General features: G+C 50.5%; 15 protein-coding genes. 13 read left to right on the top strand and 2 right to left on the bottom strand.

Annotated features, from left to right (window positions below; genetic code table 11):
- Window positions 1–6 precede the first annotated feature (6 nt).
- Window positions 7–1,413: a geranylgeranyl reductase gene (chlP, locus tag AKG35_RS03035; protein ID WP_011129956.1), complete on the bottom strand. Its 1,407-nt coding sequence runs from the start codon at window positions 1,411–1,413 to the stop codon at window positions 7–9.
- 109 nt (window positions 1,414–1,522) lie between these two features.
- On the opposite strand from chlP, the gene AKG35_RS03030 reads away from it, so the two are divergent.
- The 7 genes from AKG35_RS03030 to ccsB all read left to right on the top strand — a co-directional run bounded on the left by AKG35_RS03030 (window position 1,523) and on the right by ccsB (window position 8,018).
- A complete protein-coding gene (locus AKG35_RS03030) occupies window positions 1,523–2,254 on the top strand; it encodes a M15 family metallopeptidase (protein WP_041384311.1) in 732 nt (243 codons plus the stop codon).
- A gap of 145 nt (window positions 2,255–2,399) precedes the next feature.
- A complete protein-coding gene (gene typA / locus AKG35_RS03025) occupies window positions 2,400–4,202 on the top strand; it encodes a translational GTPase TypA (RefSeq protein ID WP_011129954.1) in 1,803 nt (600 codons plus the stop codon).
- Window positions 4,203–4,210: 8 nt separating this feature from the next.
- Window positions 4,211–4,600 carry a DUF309 domain-containing protein gene (locus AKG35_RS03020; protein ID WP_041384310.1) on the top strand — a complete coding sequence of 130 codons (390 nt, stop codon included), beginning with the start codon at window positions 4,211–4,213 and terminating at the stop codon, window positions 4,598–4,600.
- Between the two features lie 51 nt (window positions 4,601–4,651).
- Window positions 4,652–5,089 carry an LptA/OstA family protein gene (locus tag AKG35_RS03015; RefSeq protein WP_011129952.1) on the top strand — a complete coding sequence of 146 codons (438 nt, stop codon included), beginning with the start codon at window positions 4,652–4,654 and terminating at the stop codon, window positions 5,087–5,089.
- Window positions 5,086–5,814, top strand: a complete 729-nt coding sequence (gene lptB / locus AKG35_RS03010; protein ID WP_011129951.1) for an LPS export ABC transporter ATP-binding protein — start codon at window positions 5,086–5,088, stop codon at window positions 5,812–5,814. The genes AKG35_RS03015 and lptB overlap by 4 nt, the downstream gene beginning before the upstream one ends.
- The gene (locus tag AKG35_RS03005; protein WP_011129950.1) at window positions 5,811–7,022 is read left to right on the top strand and encodes an LptF/LptG family permease; all 1,212 of its coding nucleotides are present in this window, start codon (window positions 5,811–5,813) and stop codon (window positions 7,020–7,022) included. The genes lptB and AKG35_RS03005 overlap by 4 nt, the downstream gene beginning before the upstream one ends.
- 39 nt (window positions 7,023–7,061) lie before the next feature.
- On the top strand, window positions 7,062–8,018 hold the full coding sequence (gene ccsB / locus AKG35_RS03000; protein WP_011129949.1) for a c-type cytochrome biogenesis protein CcsB: 957 nt from the start codon (window positions 7,062–7,064) through the stop codon (window positions 8,016–8,018).
- An 85-nt stretch (window positions 8,019–8,103) separates the two neighbouring features.
- Here the strand turns inward: ccsB and rpe are convergent, their stop codons facing one another.
- Window positions 8,104–8,787, bottom strand: coding sequence for a ribulose-phosphate 3-epimerase (gene rpe, locus AKG35_RS02995; protein WP_011129948.1), 684 nt, complete (start codon window positions 8,785–8,787; stop codon window positions 8,104–8,106).
- 212 nt (window positions 8,788–8,999) lie between these two features.
- Between rpe and glpX the strand changes: the two genes are divergently transcribed.
- The 6 genes from glpX to AKG35_RS02960 all read left to right on the top strand — a co-directional run bounded on the left by glpX (window position 9,000) and on the right by AKG35_RS02960 (window position 16,537).
- The gene (glpX, locus tag AKG35_RS02990) at window positions 9,000–10,004 is read left to right on the top strand and encodes a class II fructose-bisphosphatase (protein ID WP_011129947.1); all 1,005 of its coding nucleotides are present in this window, start codon (window positions 9,000–9,002) and stop codon (window positions 10,002–10,004) included.
- Between the two features lie 31 nt (window positions 10,005–10,035).
- Window positions 10,036–11,346: a glutamyl-tRNA reductase gene (locus AKG35_RS02985; RefSeq protein ID WP_011129946.1), complete on the top strand. Its 1,311-nt coding sequence runs from the start codon at window positions 10,036–10,038 to the stop codon at window positions 11,344–11,346.
- 123 nt (window positions 11,347–11,469) lie between these two features.
- Window positions 11,470–12,765 (top strand): glucose-1-phosphate adenylyltransferase, encoded by a 1,296-nt coding sequence (locus tag AKG35_RS02980; protein WP_011129945.1) that lies wholly within the window; start codon window positions 11,470–11,472, stop codon window positions 12,763–12,765.
- A 176-nt stretch (window positions 12,766–12,941) separates the two neighbouring features.
- Complete coding sequence (gndA, locus tag AKG35_RS02975) at window positions 12,942–14,360, top strand: NADP-dependent phosphogluconate dehydrogenase (protein ID WP_011129944.1); 1,419 nt, start codon at window positions 12,942–12,944, stop codon at window positions 14,358–14,360.
- A gap of 10 nt (window positions 14,361–14,370) precedes the next feature.
- Window positions 14,371–15,081, top strand: a complete 711-nt coding sequence (pgl, locus tag AKG35_RS02970) for a 6-phosphogluconolactonase (protein WP_011129943.1) — start codon at window positions 14,371–14,373, stop codon at window positions 15,079–15,081.
- Window positions 15,082–15,967: 886 nt separating this feature from the next.
- Entirely contained in the window at window positions 15,968–16,537 is a 570-nt protein-coding gene (locus AKG35_RS02960; RefSeq protein WP_011129941.1) for a CIA30 family protein, read from the top strand.
- The last annotated feature ends 217 nt before the right edge of the window (window positions 16,538–16,754 follow it).

The raw sequence follows: 16,754 nt of genomic DNA, 5'->3' as shown, positions 1-16,754 counted from the left end.
TCAGGCTTAGGATTTGTTTGAAACAGCAGGGTCACGTTCTTCTTGTTCTGATGCCAAATTTTGCTTGGAGGCATCTTTGTTGTTGTCTACCTTGATACCGCCGGTGATGGTTTTGATCTCCAGCATGGCATTCACTTCTTCGTCGCTACGCACAGCACTGGGAACAGGTTTATAGCTTGTTTGATTACGGAAAATTCCCCGTGCGAGTGCATCCACAGTTAGCAGTGTGAGTTTGATCTGTTGCCATGGATTCATCGCAACAACTTTTTTGTAGAGGTAACTATCAAAGGTGAGGCGTTGCACATCCATGTCATCGCACATGGCGACAAAGGCTTCTCTGGCAGTGTCATTCGAGTAAAAGATGGCTTGGAGTATTGACAGAACGATGTAAGTAGAACCGTATTTACGATCCCATTTTTTCAGATATTTCTTGAGATCAGCTTCTGAGGGGATTAATTCACCAGACCGACTCGATTCCACGATCTGTTCAGCACACATGCGGCCACTTTTGGCAGCAAAGTAGATGCCTTCGCCAGAGCTTTTGGTGACGTAGCCCGCTGCATCTCCAACAAGGGCCATGCGGCCAACAACCCTGCGTGGACGAGGATGCTCAGGAATCGGGTGGGCTTCAACTTTGATCACTTCTCCATGAACAAGTCGTTTCTTAGCCCGTTCGCGTACTCCTTTTTGCAAGCTTTTTATTAAGGTCTGATTTTTCTGCATGGTGCCCGTGCCAACGGCAACGTGGTCGTACTTGGGGAACACCCAACCGTAGAAGTCTGGTGACACATCAGTGCCTACATACATTTCAGCAAGATCTTCGTAGTAAGCCATTTCTTCATTTGGCAGCTTGATGCGCTCTTGGAATGCAATGGCCACGTTGTAGTCACCGGCATCCATGGCTGTTGCTACACGGCTGTTGGCTCCATCAGCGCCAATAATGAGGTCAACCTCGAGGCTTTTGGCTTCACCAGTGGATTTACCAGTTGAATAGTCGGAATAGGTGATTGTGTATGGACCTTGACGATTAGAGCCAGTGTCGATTTTGGTAACGAGTCCATTAATCAAGTTAGTTCCGAGGCTGGCGGCGCGATCTCGCATAAAGGCATCCATGACCTCTCTGCGGCACATGCCGATGTATTCACTCTTGTCGTCTGGGCTGTAAACCTTGTCCAGAGTGATATCCACCTCACGGTTTGATGGAGAGATCATTCTCATGTTGCGAACCTTGCGGTCGATGATCGACTCGGGCAGGTCGAATTCATCCACCATGCAAAGAGGAATCGCTCCACCACAAGGCTTGGCGTTATCGAGTTTGCGTTCGAATAGCCAGGTCTGGATACCTGCTTTGGCAAGAACTTCTGCGGCGCAGGATCCACTGGGACCACCACCGACAACGGCAACACGCAGCATGTTCAGATCCGCTCCGCGGAATCACTTAAGTAAAACTTACTTCCCTGAAAGAGATTTTGGGGCCCCCTGGCGCCCCCCCTTACGATCTATATAACTCTGCATCAACTTCGTGGCTCGAGCAATCAACGCTCGACGCATCAGCCGAGATGACATTCCCGTTGCTCGTCGGTCGCGTCCTCAGAGACGGGCAAGGGGTGGTTCATTGGGATTATTGGTGGCTTGTTTGATGGTGTTTGGAGGTTCCATCACAGCTGTGTTGTTCGGCCCGTGGCTATTTGCTGGGCTTATGGGTCCAGCTCCTGTTGAGGGCATCCAGGATCGTCCTACTGCTGACGGACGTCTGCTCGGACATTTCCCTTATCCAGAAGCCTCAGTACAGGATCGAATTCTCATGCAGCCTGGGATTGAGCTTCATCACGAAGCCGCTGATGCATTGAGTTCCATGCGTGCTGCGGCTTCAGCAGATGGTGTTGATTTGAGGCTGTTGAGTGGCTACCGCTCTCACGACCTACAAGAGCGAATCTTTTTTGATATCAAATCAGACCGGAACCAGACAGCAGCCGAACGGGCCAAGGTCTCTGCACCTCCAGGGTATTCCGAACACAGCACTGGCTATGCCATTGATCTTGGTGACGGGACGCTTCCTGAAGCGAATCTGTCTGAAAGCTTCGAAGCCACGAGGGCGTTCCGCTGGCTACAGGATCATGCTGCTAGTTATCACTTTGTCCTTTCCTTTCCCCTTGATAACCCACAGGGTGTGACTTATGAGCCTTGGCATTGGCGATTTGAGGGTTCAGCTTCTGCTCTGAGACTCTTTGAATCGGCTCATCAACTGGAATGAATGAACTGAAGAAGTTTTTTTCGGTCTTAGAAGTTTTGATTAGCTAGCGGAAGGGGCCTAGAAGTTAAGTCGAATCTCAAATTGAGATATCCTTCCGCCACTACGCCTGTGTGCGTTTCCTTTTCCGTTTGAAAGTCTCTGACCCATGAGTGCCCAGGCCAAGGCGATCCGCAACATTGCAATTATCGCTCACGTGGATCACGGCAAAACAACCTTGGTGGATGCCCTGCTCTCTCAGTCCGGGATCTTCCGAGACAACGAGGCTGTACCTACATGTGTCATGGACTCCAATGATTTGGAAAGGGAACGAGGCATTACGATCCTTTCAAAGAACACGGCCGTTACCTACGACGATACGCGGATCAACATTGTTGATACCCCTGGGCATGCCGATTTTGGCGGTGAAGTTGAGCGGGTGCTTGGCATGGTTGATGGCTGTTTGCTGATCGTTGACGCCAACGAGGGGCCTATGCCACAGACGCGTTTCGTGCTCAAGAAGGCGCTTGAGCAGGGATTGCGTCCGATTGTGTTCGTAAACAAGATTGATCGTGCGCGGGTGGATCCTGAAACCGCTGTCAACAAGGTGCTCGATCTGTTTGTTGAACTCGGTGCAGATGATGACCAATGTGATTTCCCGTACTTATTCGGCAGTGGAATGGGTGGTTTTGCCAAGCCGGATATGGCAACTGAAAGTCAAACAATGAAGCCACTATTTGATGCCATCCTGCGTCATGTTCCACCACCTGTTGGAGATGAGAACAAGCCTCTTCAGCTACAGATAACTACTCTCGATTATTCAGACTTCCTGGGCAGGATTGTGATTGGTCGGGTCCATAACGGGGTTATCCGTAATGGTCAGAGTGCTTCGTTGATTAAGGATGATGGCAGCATTAAACGTGGCCGAATTAGCAAACTACTCGGTTTCGAAGGATTGCAACGGATTGAGATACAAGAAGCCGGAGCTGGAGATCTTGTTGCTTTAGCCGGTTTCGATCAAGTCAATATTGGCGAGACCATTGCCTGTCCAGATGAACCAAAGGCTTTACCTCTAATCAAGGTGGATGAACCCACTTTGCAGATGACATTTGTCGTCAATGATTCACCCTTTGCTGGCAAAGAAGGCAAATTCGTCACGAGCCGGCAGCTGCGAGATCGTTTACGCAAGGAATTACTCACCAATGTTGCCCTACGGGTTGAGGACACTGATTCCCCTGACCGTTTTGCGGTTAGCGGACGTGGTGAGCTACACCTGGGCATCCTGATTGAGACCATGCGCCGCGAGGGTTTTGAGTTTCAGGTAACCCAGCCTCAGGTGATCTTCCGAACGATTGACGGCACTCCTTGTGAGCCCGTTGAGACCTTGGTCATGGATGTACCAGAGGCAGCAGTTGGCTCCTGCATTGAGAAGTTGGGTGTGCGTCGGGGTGAAATGCAGAATATGGAAACCGGTAACGACGGTCGCACCCAGCTTGAATTTGTTGTTCCTTCTCGAGGGTTGATCGGTTTTCGTGGTGAGTTTGTACGTGCTACCAGGGGGGAAGGAATTATGAGCCACTCTTTTTTTGAATATCGCCCAATGTTGGGTGAGTTTGATGCTCGTCGGAATGGTGTTCTGATTGCTTTTGAGCAGGGCACTGCGACCTTCTACGCACTCAAGAATGCTGAGGGTCGAGGTCAGTTCTTCATCTCTCCAGGTGTCAAGGTTTATAAGGGGATGATCGTTGGCGAAAACAATCGACCTCAGGATCTGGAGTTAAACGTTTGCAAGGCCAAACAACTCACAAATATGCGCTCTGCTGGTGCAGAAGAACTCGACACCTTGCAGACACCTGTTCAGATGACCCTTGAACGTGCTCTTGAGTACATCGGTCCAGACGAGATGCTTGAGGTCACTCCAGAGTCCATTCGTTTGCGCAAGTTGCCTGCCAAGAAGATGGCCAAACGCTAAAGCCCTTGATGGAGAGATTCCAGCCTACTGATCTGATCAATGATCCACGTTTTCAACTAGCCGTGGAGCTTTTTAATCAGGCCGATTGGTACCCCGCTCATGACGCCTTTGAGGAGCTTTGGCATGAGACATCCGGTCAAGCACGCCAGACCATCCAAGGGGTACTTCAGGTTGCTGTTGCCCAACTTCACTTGCAGCGCGGAAATCGTCGCGGGGCAACCCTTCTTTATGGTGAAGGCCTCGGGCGGCTAAAAGCTCTAGGAACTCCAAACCTGGGTCTTGACCTTGATCAACTCTGCATCTGTGTGGAGAATCGCTTGCAACGGCTTCAGCAGGGACAGGATCCCGACGATTGCACTGTCCCAGGCCTGATCTATGACAGCTCAGTTCCTGAGTAAATTAACTAACAACATTTGAATTGTTCCGCTTTGGCTGCTCTTGTTCAAGTCATGACAAGGAGTTTGCAAGTTCATCTCGCCATAGCGACAGCGGTGGTTGGAATGTCTACCCCTGCGGCTTTAAGCCAGGAGGGCAGCCCTTCTGCTCCGGTAGAAGATGGCGGATTGATCACGATCGAATCAGATATCCAAAACGCAGACAGCGTCACAGGAGTTTTCACCGCCATCGGCAACGTTCGCATCGTTTATCCAGCCCGAGGCATCGTTGCTACCTCTAGACAGGCTCAGTACTTCAGCAAAGAAGATCGTGTGGTCCTTACCGGAGATGTTGATGTGATTCGGGACGGGAAAAATTCCATGCAGGCTGAGCGAGTTGTTTATCTACTCGAAGAGGAGCAAGCGGTAGCAGACCCAAGCACTGGTGCTCAAGTGTTCACTTCTGTGCAACTTAATTCCAACAAACAGGCAGAGGCACCTTTGGCCCAATGAGTCTTTGTTTAGAGCAGGTGGCGCTCACCGTGGCAGGGCGTCACCTGGTAAAAGATGTCTCCTTGCGCCTTGATCCAGGCGAGGTTGTTGGCTTACTCGGTCCCAATGGTGCCGGCAAGACAACAACGTTCAATCTTGTAATCGGTTTGTTGCGTCCTGATTATGGGCAGGTGCAACTTGATGGGCAGCCAGTGGCGGATTTACCGATGCCCAATCGAGTTCGTCTAGGTATCGGTTATCTCCCTCAGGAACCAAGTGTGTTCCGACAGCTCAGCGTGCGACAAAACCTTGAGCTTGCGCTCTCTCAAAGTCATTTAACAACTCATCAGCGTCGGGAGCGTCTCGAGCAATTGGTTGAAGACTTTCATCTCAACTTGTTCTTGGACCGTCGTGGCTATCAGCTTTCCGGTGGCGAACGACGTCGCTGCGAGGTAGCACGTGCCTTGGCGGTAGGTCTAGAAGGTCCTACCTACCTCTTGCTTGATGAACCCTTCGCAGGTGTTGACCCCATGGCAGTGGCGGACCTCCAGCTTTTGATTCATACCCTCCGTGAGCGTGGCATGGGCATCCTGATCACTGATCACAATGTCCGTGAAACCCTTGCCATCACTGACCGCTCCTACATTCTTACGGAAGGCAGCATTCTTGCTTCAGGCCGTTCTGAAGAAGTGGCAAACAACCTCTTGGTGCGGCGTCACTATCTCGGGGAGGGTTTTCAGCTTTGAGCAAATGGCGCCTTGGAAAGTTGAAAGACGTTGATTCTTGGCCTTGGAAGTGGTGGCGCTGGGCTTCATCCAAGTGGAGGCTTATCCCGCTGCTGGATCGATGGCTTTTAGGTGAGTTGATACCCGTATTGCTGTTTGCCATAGCGGCCTTCACGGTGGTTTCCGTCTCAGTGGGGGTGATGTTTGATTTGGTGCGCAAGATTGTTGAGTTTGGATTGCCTCTACATTTTGCATTGCAGGTTTTTAGCTTGAAATTACCTTTCTTTCTGGTGATTTCTTTTCCGATGGCCACATTGTTGGCCACCTTGTTGGCTTATAGCCGTCTTTCTTCTAACAGCGAATTCACGGCTTTGCGCAGCCTCGGTGTAAGCACCAGACGAATCGTTGCTCCAGCATTGGCATTGGCATTATTGATGACAGGGCTAACTTTTATCTTCAATGATGTCATTGTTCCAAGAACAAATAGTAGTGCTGAGGTGACAATAAAGCGTGCTCTTGGCAAAGCTATTGCTACAGAGAAAGGTAAACATGTTGTTTATTCCCGATTTGGAACGATTACTGGTGCAGAAGCTGAAGATTGGAATCAAGGGCTTTCTCAGTTGTTTTATGCAAGGGAATTCCTTAAGGGAGAAATGGAGGATGTCACAGTGCTTGATTTGTCTCGTCTTGGTTTTACTCAGATGTTGAAGGCCGAGCGGGCTATTTGGAATGAGCAGGAGGCGATGTGGGAATTTTTTAACGGAAATATTCTTACTCTCACACCAAGGGGTAGTACCACTTCGGTTGAATTTGATCGCTATCTCTACCCCCTAACATCAGGCCCAATTCGTGTGGCCAAACTCCCTAAAGATGCCAACAACATGACTGTTGCACAGGCCATGGAGGCTGCAAGTATTTATACCGATGCTGGTAACCGTAAAGAGGCAAGGCGTTTGAAGGTGCGTATCCAAGAAAAATTCACTTTCCCGATGTCCTGCCTGGTGTTTGGCCTGATTGGCAGCAGCCTTGGTGCAAAACCTAATTCTCGGACCAGCCGGACCCAGGGATTTGGCATCAGTCTCTTATTAATTCTTGCTTATTACACGCTTAGCTTCAGCTTCAGTTCTCTTGGAGTTACGGGCACTTTGACACCGATGTTGGCCGCGTGGATCCCTGTTTTTATCTCTTTGGCAGGTGGCGGTCTGTTGCTGCGTCAGGCCAGTCGTTGAACTGCAGCGGCAGAATAAGAGAGTTGTCGCAGGGACCTGGTGTTTGGAGTGACGTTGGCTGAGCTTTCCGCCTCGCTAGGGGATCCTGTTTTGGCTCTTGGTTTGGCTGCATTTGCCCTACTTCTGTTGGCCATACCAATCTCTTTTTGGATGGTTTCAGGAGGTAGCAATTCTGCTGTTGTGACACTTCTGGTGGCTCTTGCCAATTTGGTTCTTACCGCTCAATTGGTTTTGCGGTGGTGGCAGTCGGGTCACTTCCCGATCAGCAACCTTTATGAATCCCTCTGTTTTCTGGCCTGGGCTTGCACACTTGCGCAGCTATTGGTGGAGCGTTCCTTGTCTTCTCCGATTGTTTCAGCTGCTGCTACACCAATGGCTTTGCTTTGTGTGGCTTTTGCCAGCTTTGCATTACCAGAAACTCTTCAGGAGGCCTCTCCTCTAGTACCAGCTCTTCGCTCCAGTTGGCTTGTGATGCACGTGAGCGTGATTATGTGCAGTTACGCTGCCCTGCTTGTTGGTTCTTTCTTATCAATGGCGGTTCTATTTACTGATCGCCAGCAAACTTTGGAGCTACGCAGCAGTTCAATTGGAACAGGAGGCTTTCGTCAGGCAAAGCTAGCCACATCTTCTATGGATCAGAGTGATGGCCTGCGCCTGAGTTCAATCAACTTGAGCCGCACTGAACAATTGGACAGTCTTAGTTATCGCACGATTACGGTTGGCTTTTTGTTGCTCACGCTTGGCTTGATCAGTGGTGCCGTTTGGGCCAATGAGGCCTGGGGGAGCTGGTGGAGTTGGGATCCAAAGGAAACCTGGGCTCTAATTTGTTGGATGGTTTATGCGGCCTATCTGCATACACGTTTCAGTCGTGGGTGGAGCGGGAGACGTCCGGCTTTAGTTGCCGTGGCAGGCATCGTTGTGATCGTTGTTTGTTATATCGGTGTGAATCTGTTAGGGATTGGTTTGCACAGCTACGGCTGGTTCTTTGAAGCCTAATCTTGTGATATTGATCTGTTCTTATTAGCAACAATCCCCACAAGACTAATAGGCAATAGATGCAGTTATTGCTGCATCTATTACTTCAGACCACAACACCTTCAGGACGTTTGCTATTACGGATGCCTCGGATAGCTTCGGCGTAGTCGGGCTGATTGAACACGCCAGACCCGCTCACAATCGCATTGGCGCCAGCTTCGATCACTTTCCAGGCATTGTCGGCCTTGATACCTCCATCGACTTCGATCCAGGGATCGAGACCCTGTTCGTCGCAAATACGACGCAGCTCGCGGATCTTTTGCACTTGATTGTCGATGAAGCTTTGCCCACCAAAGCCTGGGTTGACGCTCATAATCAGGACTAGATCACATAGCTCCAGGCAGTACTCAAGGGTGTCCAGAGGTGTGCTTGGGTTGAGTACTGCACCTGCTTTCTTACCGAGATCCTTGATTTGCGCAAGGTTGCGGTGAAGGTGTGGACAGGCTTCAACCTGCACATAGATGTGATCTGCACCTGCTTTTGCGAAATCTCCTACATACCTTTCTGGTTCCACGATCATCAAGTGGACATCTAGGGGCTTACTGGTCACAGGCCTTAGTGCTTCAACGATCAGAGGACCAATCGTGATATTTGGCACGAATCGGCCGTCCATGACATCCACATGAATCCAGTCTGCGCCGGCTTGATCTACAGCCTGCACGTCTTCTCCTAGGCGGGAGAAATCGGCAGAGAGGATCGAGGGGGCGATTACCAGGGGCTTCGTGCTCATCGATCGGGGTTAGGGAGTGGGCGATTCTAGGAATCGGCTGTATGGGCATTCTCGTTGTTGCCGGCACTGATACAGTGAGCAGCGCTTTAGAGCCGAGAACCCCTGCGGCATCGGGTCCTTTCACATGATCAGCGTATAACGCTGACCCGTGAATTCAGTCCAGCCCTGCTCGTTTCTTTGGTCGTCACACCCATCCCCACCGCCGCATACCAGTGGATCGCACTCTTATTCAGGAAATTCTCGAGGTCGTTGAGCAAGCTGCCATTGCGTCGGCACATCTGACTGGTCTCGGCAAGAAAGACGAAGCCGATGCAGCAGCTGTTGAAGCCATGCGCAAGCGGATGGGGCAAATCCAAATGCAGGGTCGCATCGTCATCGGTGAGGGGGAGCGCGACGAAGCCCCGATGCTTTATATCGGCGAAGAGGTTGGCAGCGGCAGCGGCCCAGGCGTTGACTTTGCCGTCGATCCCTGCGAAGGCACCAATCTTTGCGCCAACAACCAGCGAGGTTCGATGGCTGTACTGGCCGCATCTGATCGCGGTGGCCTTTTCAATGCTCCTGACTTTTACATGAAAAAGTTAGCGGCCCCCCCGTCAGCGAAAGGCAAGGTGGACATTCGCAAATCTGCCACCGAGAACATCAACATCCTTAGCCAGTGTCTTGGGCTTGCCGTGAGTGAACTCACCATTGTCGTGATGGATCGAGCTCGTCACAAAGGCCTGATTTCTGAGATACGAGCCACTGGTGCACGTGTTCAACCCATCTCAGATGGAGATGTTCAAGCTGCCATTGCCTGTGGGTTTGCCGGCACCGGCACCCACTGTCTAATGGGCATCGGTGCTGCTCCTGAGGGTGTGATTTCAGCTGCCGCAATGCGTGCTCTCGGTGGTCACTTTCAGGGCCAGCTGGTGTATGACCCCGCCATTGCTCAAACCAGTGAATGGGCCGATTACACAAAGGAAGGCAACATTGCCCGCCTCAATGAGATGGGCATTACTGATGTTGACAAGATCTATGAAGCCGAAGAACTGGCTTCCGGCAAAAATGTTGTTTTTGCGGGTAGTGGGATCACTGATGGACTGTTGTTCCATGGAGTTAAGTTCGAGCCTGACTGCACACGCACTAGCAGCTTGGTGATCAGCACTCTTGACAACACAGCTCGGTTTACCAATACCGTGCATATCAAGGATGGAGCTAAGAGCATCGCTCTGAGCTAACCATCCAAGACAAGATCTAAGGGACGTCTCCATGCACATTGCCGTCGTCGGCTTAAGTCATCGCACGGCGCCGGTGGAAATCCGTGAAAAGCTCAGCATCCCTGAGCAAACCATGGAGACCTCCCTGCAAACTCTTCGCGGCAACGATCAAATCCTTGAGGTTTCGATCCTTAGCACCTGCAATCGGCTTGAGATTTACACCTTGGTTCGTCACCCTGAACGAGGTATCTCCGCCATCAGTGATTTTCTAGGCCAACATTCAGGTTTGGCAACGGAAGATCTTTCCCCCCATCTGTTCAACTTTCATCACGATGAAGCAGTAGCCCACTTGATGAGGGTGGCTGCGGGTCTGGACAGTCTGGTTTTAGGAGAAGGGCAGATCCTTTCCCAGGTGAAGAAGATGGTGCGATTGGGGCAGGAGCACAAATCCATGGGCCCGATTCTTAACCGTCTGCTCACTCAGGCAGTCAGTACTGGCAAACGAGTTCGCAGTGAAACCAATCTGGGTACGGGGGCTGTCTCAATTAGTTCTGCGGCTGTGGAGTTAGCCCAACTGAAACTTGGCCAGGCGCAAGGGGAAGATCAGTTGATGACTCTGGAATCTGAGTTGGTCGCAGTAGTGGGTGCGGGGCGGATGAGCCGACTACTGCTTCAACATCTTCAGGCGAAAGGTTGTTCTGGGGTGATGTTGCTGAACCGCACGCGGCAACGAGCTGAGGATCTATCGGCTGATTTCCCTGAGCTCCCCGTTGAGTGTCGCCCCCTTGATGATTTGAACCATTGTCTAAGTACCTGTTCATTGGTATTTACCAGTACGGCTGCTGACGATCCGATTGTTGATGCATCTCTGCTCAAGCAGCTCAAGCGCCGCAGTTTTCTTCGTCTGATTGACATCGGCGTGCCGCGCAACATCGCCTCAGATGTGGTCGATGTACCCGGTGTTGAGTCCCATGATGTGGATGATTTGCATGAGGTAGTGTCTCGTAATCAGGAGGCCCGCCAACAGATGGCCAAAGAAGCAGAGGTTGTGCTCCAAGAAGAGACGCGTCTGTTTTTAGAGTGGTGGGACAGTCTTGAAGCTGTGCCAACCATTAATCGCTTAAGGGCGACCCTTGAGGCTATTCGTGCAGAGGAATTACAAAAAGCGCTCAGTCGTATGGGGCCTGATTTCTCTGCTCGAGAGCGCAAAGTCGTTGAGGCTTTAAGCAAAGGAATCATTAACAAAATTCTCCATACCCCAGTCACTCAGCTACGGGCTCCTCAGGCTCGTCCAGAGCGGCAACAGGCTCTGCGTGTGGTGGCGAGTTTGTTTGAGTTAGATCCACCACTAGAGAATGGGTAGTTCTATGCCAAATTCTGGTTGCGTCTTGATTTGCAGAAGTCTTGTTGGATCTTCGCAGCAGACAGCTTTAGATGGCCAACCGTCCGGTAAGTTTGCTGCGCAACGCCGATTTGCGGGGGCGGCATGAAGCGTGTTTTGGCCATCATTCTCGGGGGAGGAGCTGGAACGCGCCTCTACCCCCTCACCAAGATGCGGGCCAAGCCGGCCGTACCTCTTGCAGGCAAATATCGTCTGATTGACATCCCAATCAGCAACTGCATTAACTCCAGCATCAACAAGATGTATGTGTTGACGCAGTTCAACAGCGCTTCTCTGAATCGGCACCTTGGACAGAGCTACAACCTCAGTGCTGCCTTTGGTCAAGGTTTTGTAGAAGTTCTTGCCGCACAGCAGACCCCAGAAAGTCCTTCATGGTTTGAGGGGACTGCGGATGCAGTTCGTAAATATCAGTGGTTGTTTCAGGAATGGGATGTCGATGAATATCTGATCCTCTCTGGTGATCAGCTCTACCGTATGGATTACAGCCTTTTTGTGGAGCACCATCGTCGCTCAGGTGCTGATCTCACAGTGGCGGCTCTTCCCGTTGATGCAGAACAGGCTGAGGGATTTGGTCTCATGCGAACGGATAGCGATGGCAACATCCAAGAGTTCCGTGAAAAGCCCAAGGGTGAATCCCTCAAGGCCATGGCCGTCGATACCTCTCGATTTGGCTTGTCAGCTGAGTCAGCAAGGAACAAGCCCTATCTCGCCTCAATGGGGATCTATGTGTTCAGTCGCGCCACTCTCTTCGATTTGCTGCATAAGAACCCTTCTCACAAGGATTTCGGCAAGGAGGTGATTCCTGAGGCCCTAGCTCGAGGTGACCGGCTTCAAAGCTATGTGTTCGATGAGTACTGGGAAGACATCGGCACGATAGGAGCTTTTTATGAGGCAAATTTGGCTCTCACCCAGCAGCCCAATCCACCTTTCAGTTTCTATGACGAGAAGTTCCCGATCTATACAAGACCCCGTTATCTACCGCCAACAAAACTGGTCGATGCGCAAATCACGGAATCAATTATTGGAGAGGGATCCATCCTCAAATCCTGCAGTATTCATCATTGCGTCCTTGGTGTGCGAAGCCGAGTTGAGAGCGATGTGGTCCTGCAAGATTCCCTGGTGATGGGCTCTGATTTCTATGAATCATCCGAGGAACGCACTCTTCTAAGGCAAGGAGGAGGCATCCCGCTCGGCGTTGGCCAAGGCACCACCGTGAAGGGTGCGATCCTCGACAAGAACACACGCATCGGCAACAACGTCACGATCGTCAACAAGGATCACGTTGAGGAAGCCGATCGTGCTGATGAGGGCTTCTACATCCGCAATGGGATCGTGGTAGTGGTCAAAAATGCCACCATTTCTGATGGCACCGTGATTTGATCCTGCCCGAGGCTGAATCAACACAAGATCCAAGTAGTTTTTTGGGAAATTTTGGTAATGATCTCTACGGTTTCTTATCTACAGCGAGGATGGTTCAACCCTGACATAGCCGTACAGATCACAGCAGATTGGAGTTGCTGTGGTCACACTGACGCCAGTTGATCGTTTCACTGGCGATGTCCAAGGCACATTTCGGTTTGATCGGTCTTGGCGTGATGGGCGAAAACCTTGTGCTCAATGCAGAGCGCAATGGTTTTTCTAGTGTCGTTTACAACCGCACCTACGCCAAAACAGAGGAGTTCCTTAAAGGGCTTGGGTCTGATAAAGCCATTCAGGGTGCCAAGGACCTTCAAGATTTCGTCGACAAGCTCGAACGACCCCGTCGAATTCTGATGATGATCAAGGCAGGTTCGGCTATTGATGCTGTTATTGAACAGATCTCCCCTTATCTGCAGGAAGGTGATCTACTCATCGATGGTGGAAATTCCGAATTTCGTGATACCGAGCGACGTGTCGCCGAGTTAGAGAGCAAAAGCTTTGGATATATCGGGATGGGTGTCTCCGGTGGGGCTAAGGGTGCACTTGAAGGGCCGAGCATGATGCCAGGCGGAACAAAAACCTCCTATGAGGCGATTGAGAGCCTTGTTTGCAAGATGGCTGCCCAAGTTGAGGATGGTCCCTGTGTGACCTACATCGGTCCTGGAGGTTCTGGGCATTTCGTTAAAACCGTCCACAACGGGATCGAGTACGGCATTGAGCAGATTCTTGCTGAGGCCTATGACCTGATGAAGCGTGTTGGTGGCATGACCGGTACCCAGATGGCTGATGTCTTGGCGCAATGGAATGCCACAGAAGAGCTCTCTTCTTATCTGGTTGAGATCACCGAAGTATGTTTGCGCACCAAGGATCCTGACGATGGAAGTGACCTTGTTGAGAAAATTATGGATCAGGCAGGCCAGAAGGGAACTGGTCTATGGACCGTTGTCAGTGCCTTGGAGTTAGGAGCTTCAGTGCCAACCATTTACGCCTCTCTAAATGGCCGTGTGATGAGCTCAATGAAGCCTCAAAGAATTACCGCTGAGCAGATTTTGCATGGGTCAGCGATCAAACCATTTGATCTTGGTAGTTCCGCAGATGGCATGGCACCGCTCATGGACGCCGTCGTGTTGTCTTGCATGGCTAGTTACGCGCAGGGCATGGAGCTACTGCGTATAGCTTCTGCTGAATACAACTACAACTTGCATTTGCCCTCCATCGCGCAGATTTGGAAGGGTGGCTGCATCATCAGGTCCCGTCTGCTGAAGCGCATCCAGGATGCCTTTAATGCTGACCCTCAGCTTTCCAACTTGTTGATCGATCCTTGGTTCGCTGAGCAAGTGAACCGTCGCCTGCCGGGCCTAGCAAAGGTGGTAGCCGGCGCAGCTGAAGCCGGTATCCCAGTGCCTTGCTTCAGCAGCACGCTCGATTACATCAATAGCTATCGCACGGCACGATTACCACAGAATTTGGTGCAGGCCATGCGCGATTGCTTCGGCTCACATACCTACCAGCGGGTTGACAAAGAAGGAACCTTCCATACTGAGTGGCTGGACTGAGGAGATCGTGATGACGACCTACAAAGTTGAGCGAGCGAGCGACCCTGAGGATCTGGCACGTCGCGCCGCCCAGAAGCTCGCATCTCATATTGATCTGGTACTTGATCAGCGTGATCGCGTTCAGATCGCTCTCTCGGGAGGGAGCACTCCCGCTATTGCTTATAGGTTGCTTGGTCAGGAGCGACTGCCCTGGGATCGTGTTGATGTTTTTCTGGGGGATGAGCGCTGGGTTGATGCCAGGGATGACGCCAGTAACGCCCGCATGCTTCGTACGACACTTCTTGCTGAAGGCCCAGGATCGCAGGCTGCGTTTCATCCCGTGCCAACGGTGGAGCTGCCAAACCCTGAGGCCAGTGCCGAGGCCTACGCGAAGCTCGTGCAGGAAACCTGTGCAGGTGATCCGCCGGTGTTTGATCTAATGGTTTTAGGACTTGGTGAAGATGGCCATACAGCCTCTCTTTTTCCAGGAACGGATGCCCCCGCCGTTGTTGATCGCTGGGCTACTGTCGGTAAAGGGAAAGGTTTAGAAAGAATCACTCTCACCGCACCGGTGCTCAGCTCTGCACGCGAAGTGATCTTTCTTGTGAGTGGTGTAGGGAAGCAGGTTGCCCTGAAGCGCTTATTAGATTCTGCTGAATCAGCTGAACGCACGCCTGCCCGCTTGGTTCAACCTCGTTCACCGATTTTGGTCTTGGCAGATGAGGCCGCCTTACTCGGATAATGATGCACTCTTGAGAAGTGTTCTTGTTCATTATTGCTTGCATTATCTTCCAATATCTACAAATATAAATTCAGCATTAATTGCAGATCAATGACTTTACTTACATCTAAAAATGTTAAAGACATCAAGGTCAGTATTCTTAAGGCTTTATTGCAACTTGGTTGCAACAATGATTTCTTACAGTTGTAGCTACTTTAGCCAGCCTTTGACTGGCGCAATTGATCCGTGAGCAGGTGAAATATCTCATCTACGCAATCAGTCCAGCCTAGGGTGTTTCGCAAGGAGTTCAACTAAATATTCAACTAAAATAACCACTTAAAGTATTAATTTCATTCTTTAGAGTTATCCTAGATATCGTGATTAACCTCAAAAGAGACAATGAATTTAGATATCGTATGGACCAACTTTTTAGAAATGGTGTGTTTGCTGAAGGAATCAACAACCTCGCTACCACTTGAAACCAATAACAAACAAATTACGAACTCTTGATCAGTTTTCCCAAATTTCTGGAGGCGCAAAAGCAGACCGACCAGCACAGCGTGAAGCCCATAAAGAACGCCGTGCTCAGCGGAAGCACGATCACCAGTGTCCTGATGGGATGTTCTCAGGTCCAGATTGCCCTCTCGGCCCAGACAGTCAAACCGGAGGGGATAATCACGAATTCGATACACAGCCTGGTTGTACATCATTGGGTCCTTGCTATTAAGAAACCTCCGCTAATCAGCCAAAGCCCGCCTTAGAGCAGTTTTTTTAAGAAGTATTTAATGCTCAGGCATTTCATCGATATCTCAATAATGCAATTCTCTCAAGGATCAATGTCTAACCTTAAAGAAATGAATGATGAGCCAAGAGAAAAACTATAAGGTAAATAGATTGTTGGCAAATCATGGATCTAATGCCCGAAGCCTCTGTTCAGGTTCAACTGAACGACTTCAACTCCTGGTCTAGCTTGAACGACACAATTATGGGCGGATCCAGCCAAGCTGCCTGTCGAGTGACCTCCGAGGGCCTGATCCTAGAAGGAGAACTTGTTGAACAGGATGGTGGCTTTGTCAGTTGCCGTTCACCCCTTTTGACCCCCCCTCTTGATCTTTCCAGCTATCGAGCCTTACAGGTGGAGGTGAATGGAGACGGTCGCACCCTAAAGCTTGCACTCGGCTCTCGTAGTGGGCTCTTTGGCCTCACTGAGCGTTTTTATGGTGGTTTGCGATGGGTCGCTCAGTTGCCGACTAAGACTTCTGGTACTACATCCATTGAGATCCCATTCAGCACACTGAAACCTACGGTGCTTGCCCAGCCTTTGGCTATGCCTCTGCGCTTGATTCGCTTTGATGCATCAAGTATCAACCAAGTGCAATTATTGCATTCTAAATTTGGTCAGCCAGGAGAACTAAACCCAGAATTCCGCCCTGGCCCAATTCGAGTTTTACTGCGCTCGATCAAAGCAATTCACTGATTCATTGCAAATTTTTTAGTCTTCAAAATGGCCATATACATTCAGAGGATTTGGTATTTATTTACCTAATCAAATTCAGGCCCTAATCAAATGTATTATTGAATCCATTAGGGATAGATCATCAATTCAGCATAGTGATTGACTTCCTTTCAATCGTCAAATCTTGCTTAGAAATAGCCTAAGATTTTTTCACCTCCTAGATTCAGCTAAGAGCCTT

Source organism: Prochlorococcus marinus str. MIT 9313 (assembly GCF_000011485.1).
In the GTDB taxonomy this organism is placed as follows: domain Bacteria; phylum Cyanobacteriota; class Cyanobacteriia; order PCC-6307; family Cyanobiaceae; genus Prochlorococcus; species Prochlorococcus marinus_D.
This window is presented reverse-complemented; position numbering and strand designations above follow the sequence as displayed.

Coding starts and splice junctions, on each gene's coding strand:
- typA (WP_011129954.1), top strand. CDS start 2,400: ATGAGTGCCCAGGCCAAGGCGATCCGCAACATTGCAATTATCGCTCAC.
- pgl (WP_011129943.1), top strand. CDS start 14,371: ATGACGACCTACAAAGTTGAGCGAGCGAGCGACCCTGAGGATCTGGCA.
- lptB (WP_011129951.1), top strand. CDS start 5,086: ATGAGTCTTTGTTTAGAGCAGGTGGCGCTCACCGTGGCAGGGCGTCAC.
- AKG35_RS02960 (WP_011129941.1), top strand. CDS start 15,968: ATGGATCTAATGCCCGAAGCCTCTGTTCAGGTTCAACTGAACGACTTC.
- gndA (WP_011129944.1), top strand. CDS start 12,942: ATGTCCAAGGCACATTTCGGTTTGATCGGTCTTGGCGTGATGGGCGAA.
- AKG35_RS02985 (WP_011129946.1), top strand. CDS start 10,036: ATGCACATTGCCGTCGTCGGCTTAAGTCATCGCACGGCGCCGGTGGAA.
- AKG35_RS02980 (WP_011129945.1), top strand. CDS start 11,470: ATGAAGCGTGTTTTGGCCATCATTCTCGGGGGAGGAGCTGGAACGCGC.
- AKG35_RS03015 (WP_011129952.1), top strand. CDS start 4,652: ATGACAAGGAGTTTGCAAGTTCATCTCGCCATAGCGACAGCGGTGGTT.
- rpe (WP_011129948.1), bottom strand. CDS start 8,787: ATGAGCACGAAGCCCCTGGTAATCGCCCCCTCGATCCTCTCTGCCGAT.
- chlP (WP_011129956.1), bottom strand. CDS start 1,413: ATGCTGCGTGTTGCCGTTGTCGGTGGTGGTCCCAGTGGATCCTGCGCC.
- AKG35_RS03020 (WP_041384310.1), top strand. CDS start 4,211: ATGGAGAGATTCCAGCCTACTGATCTGATCAATGATCCACGTTTTCAA.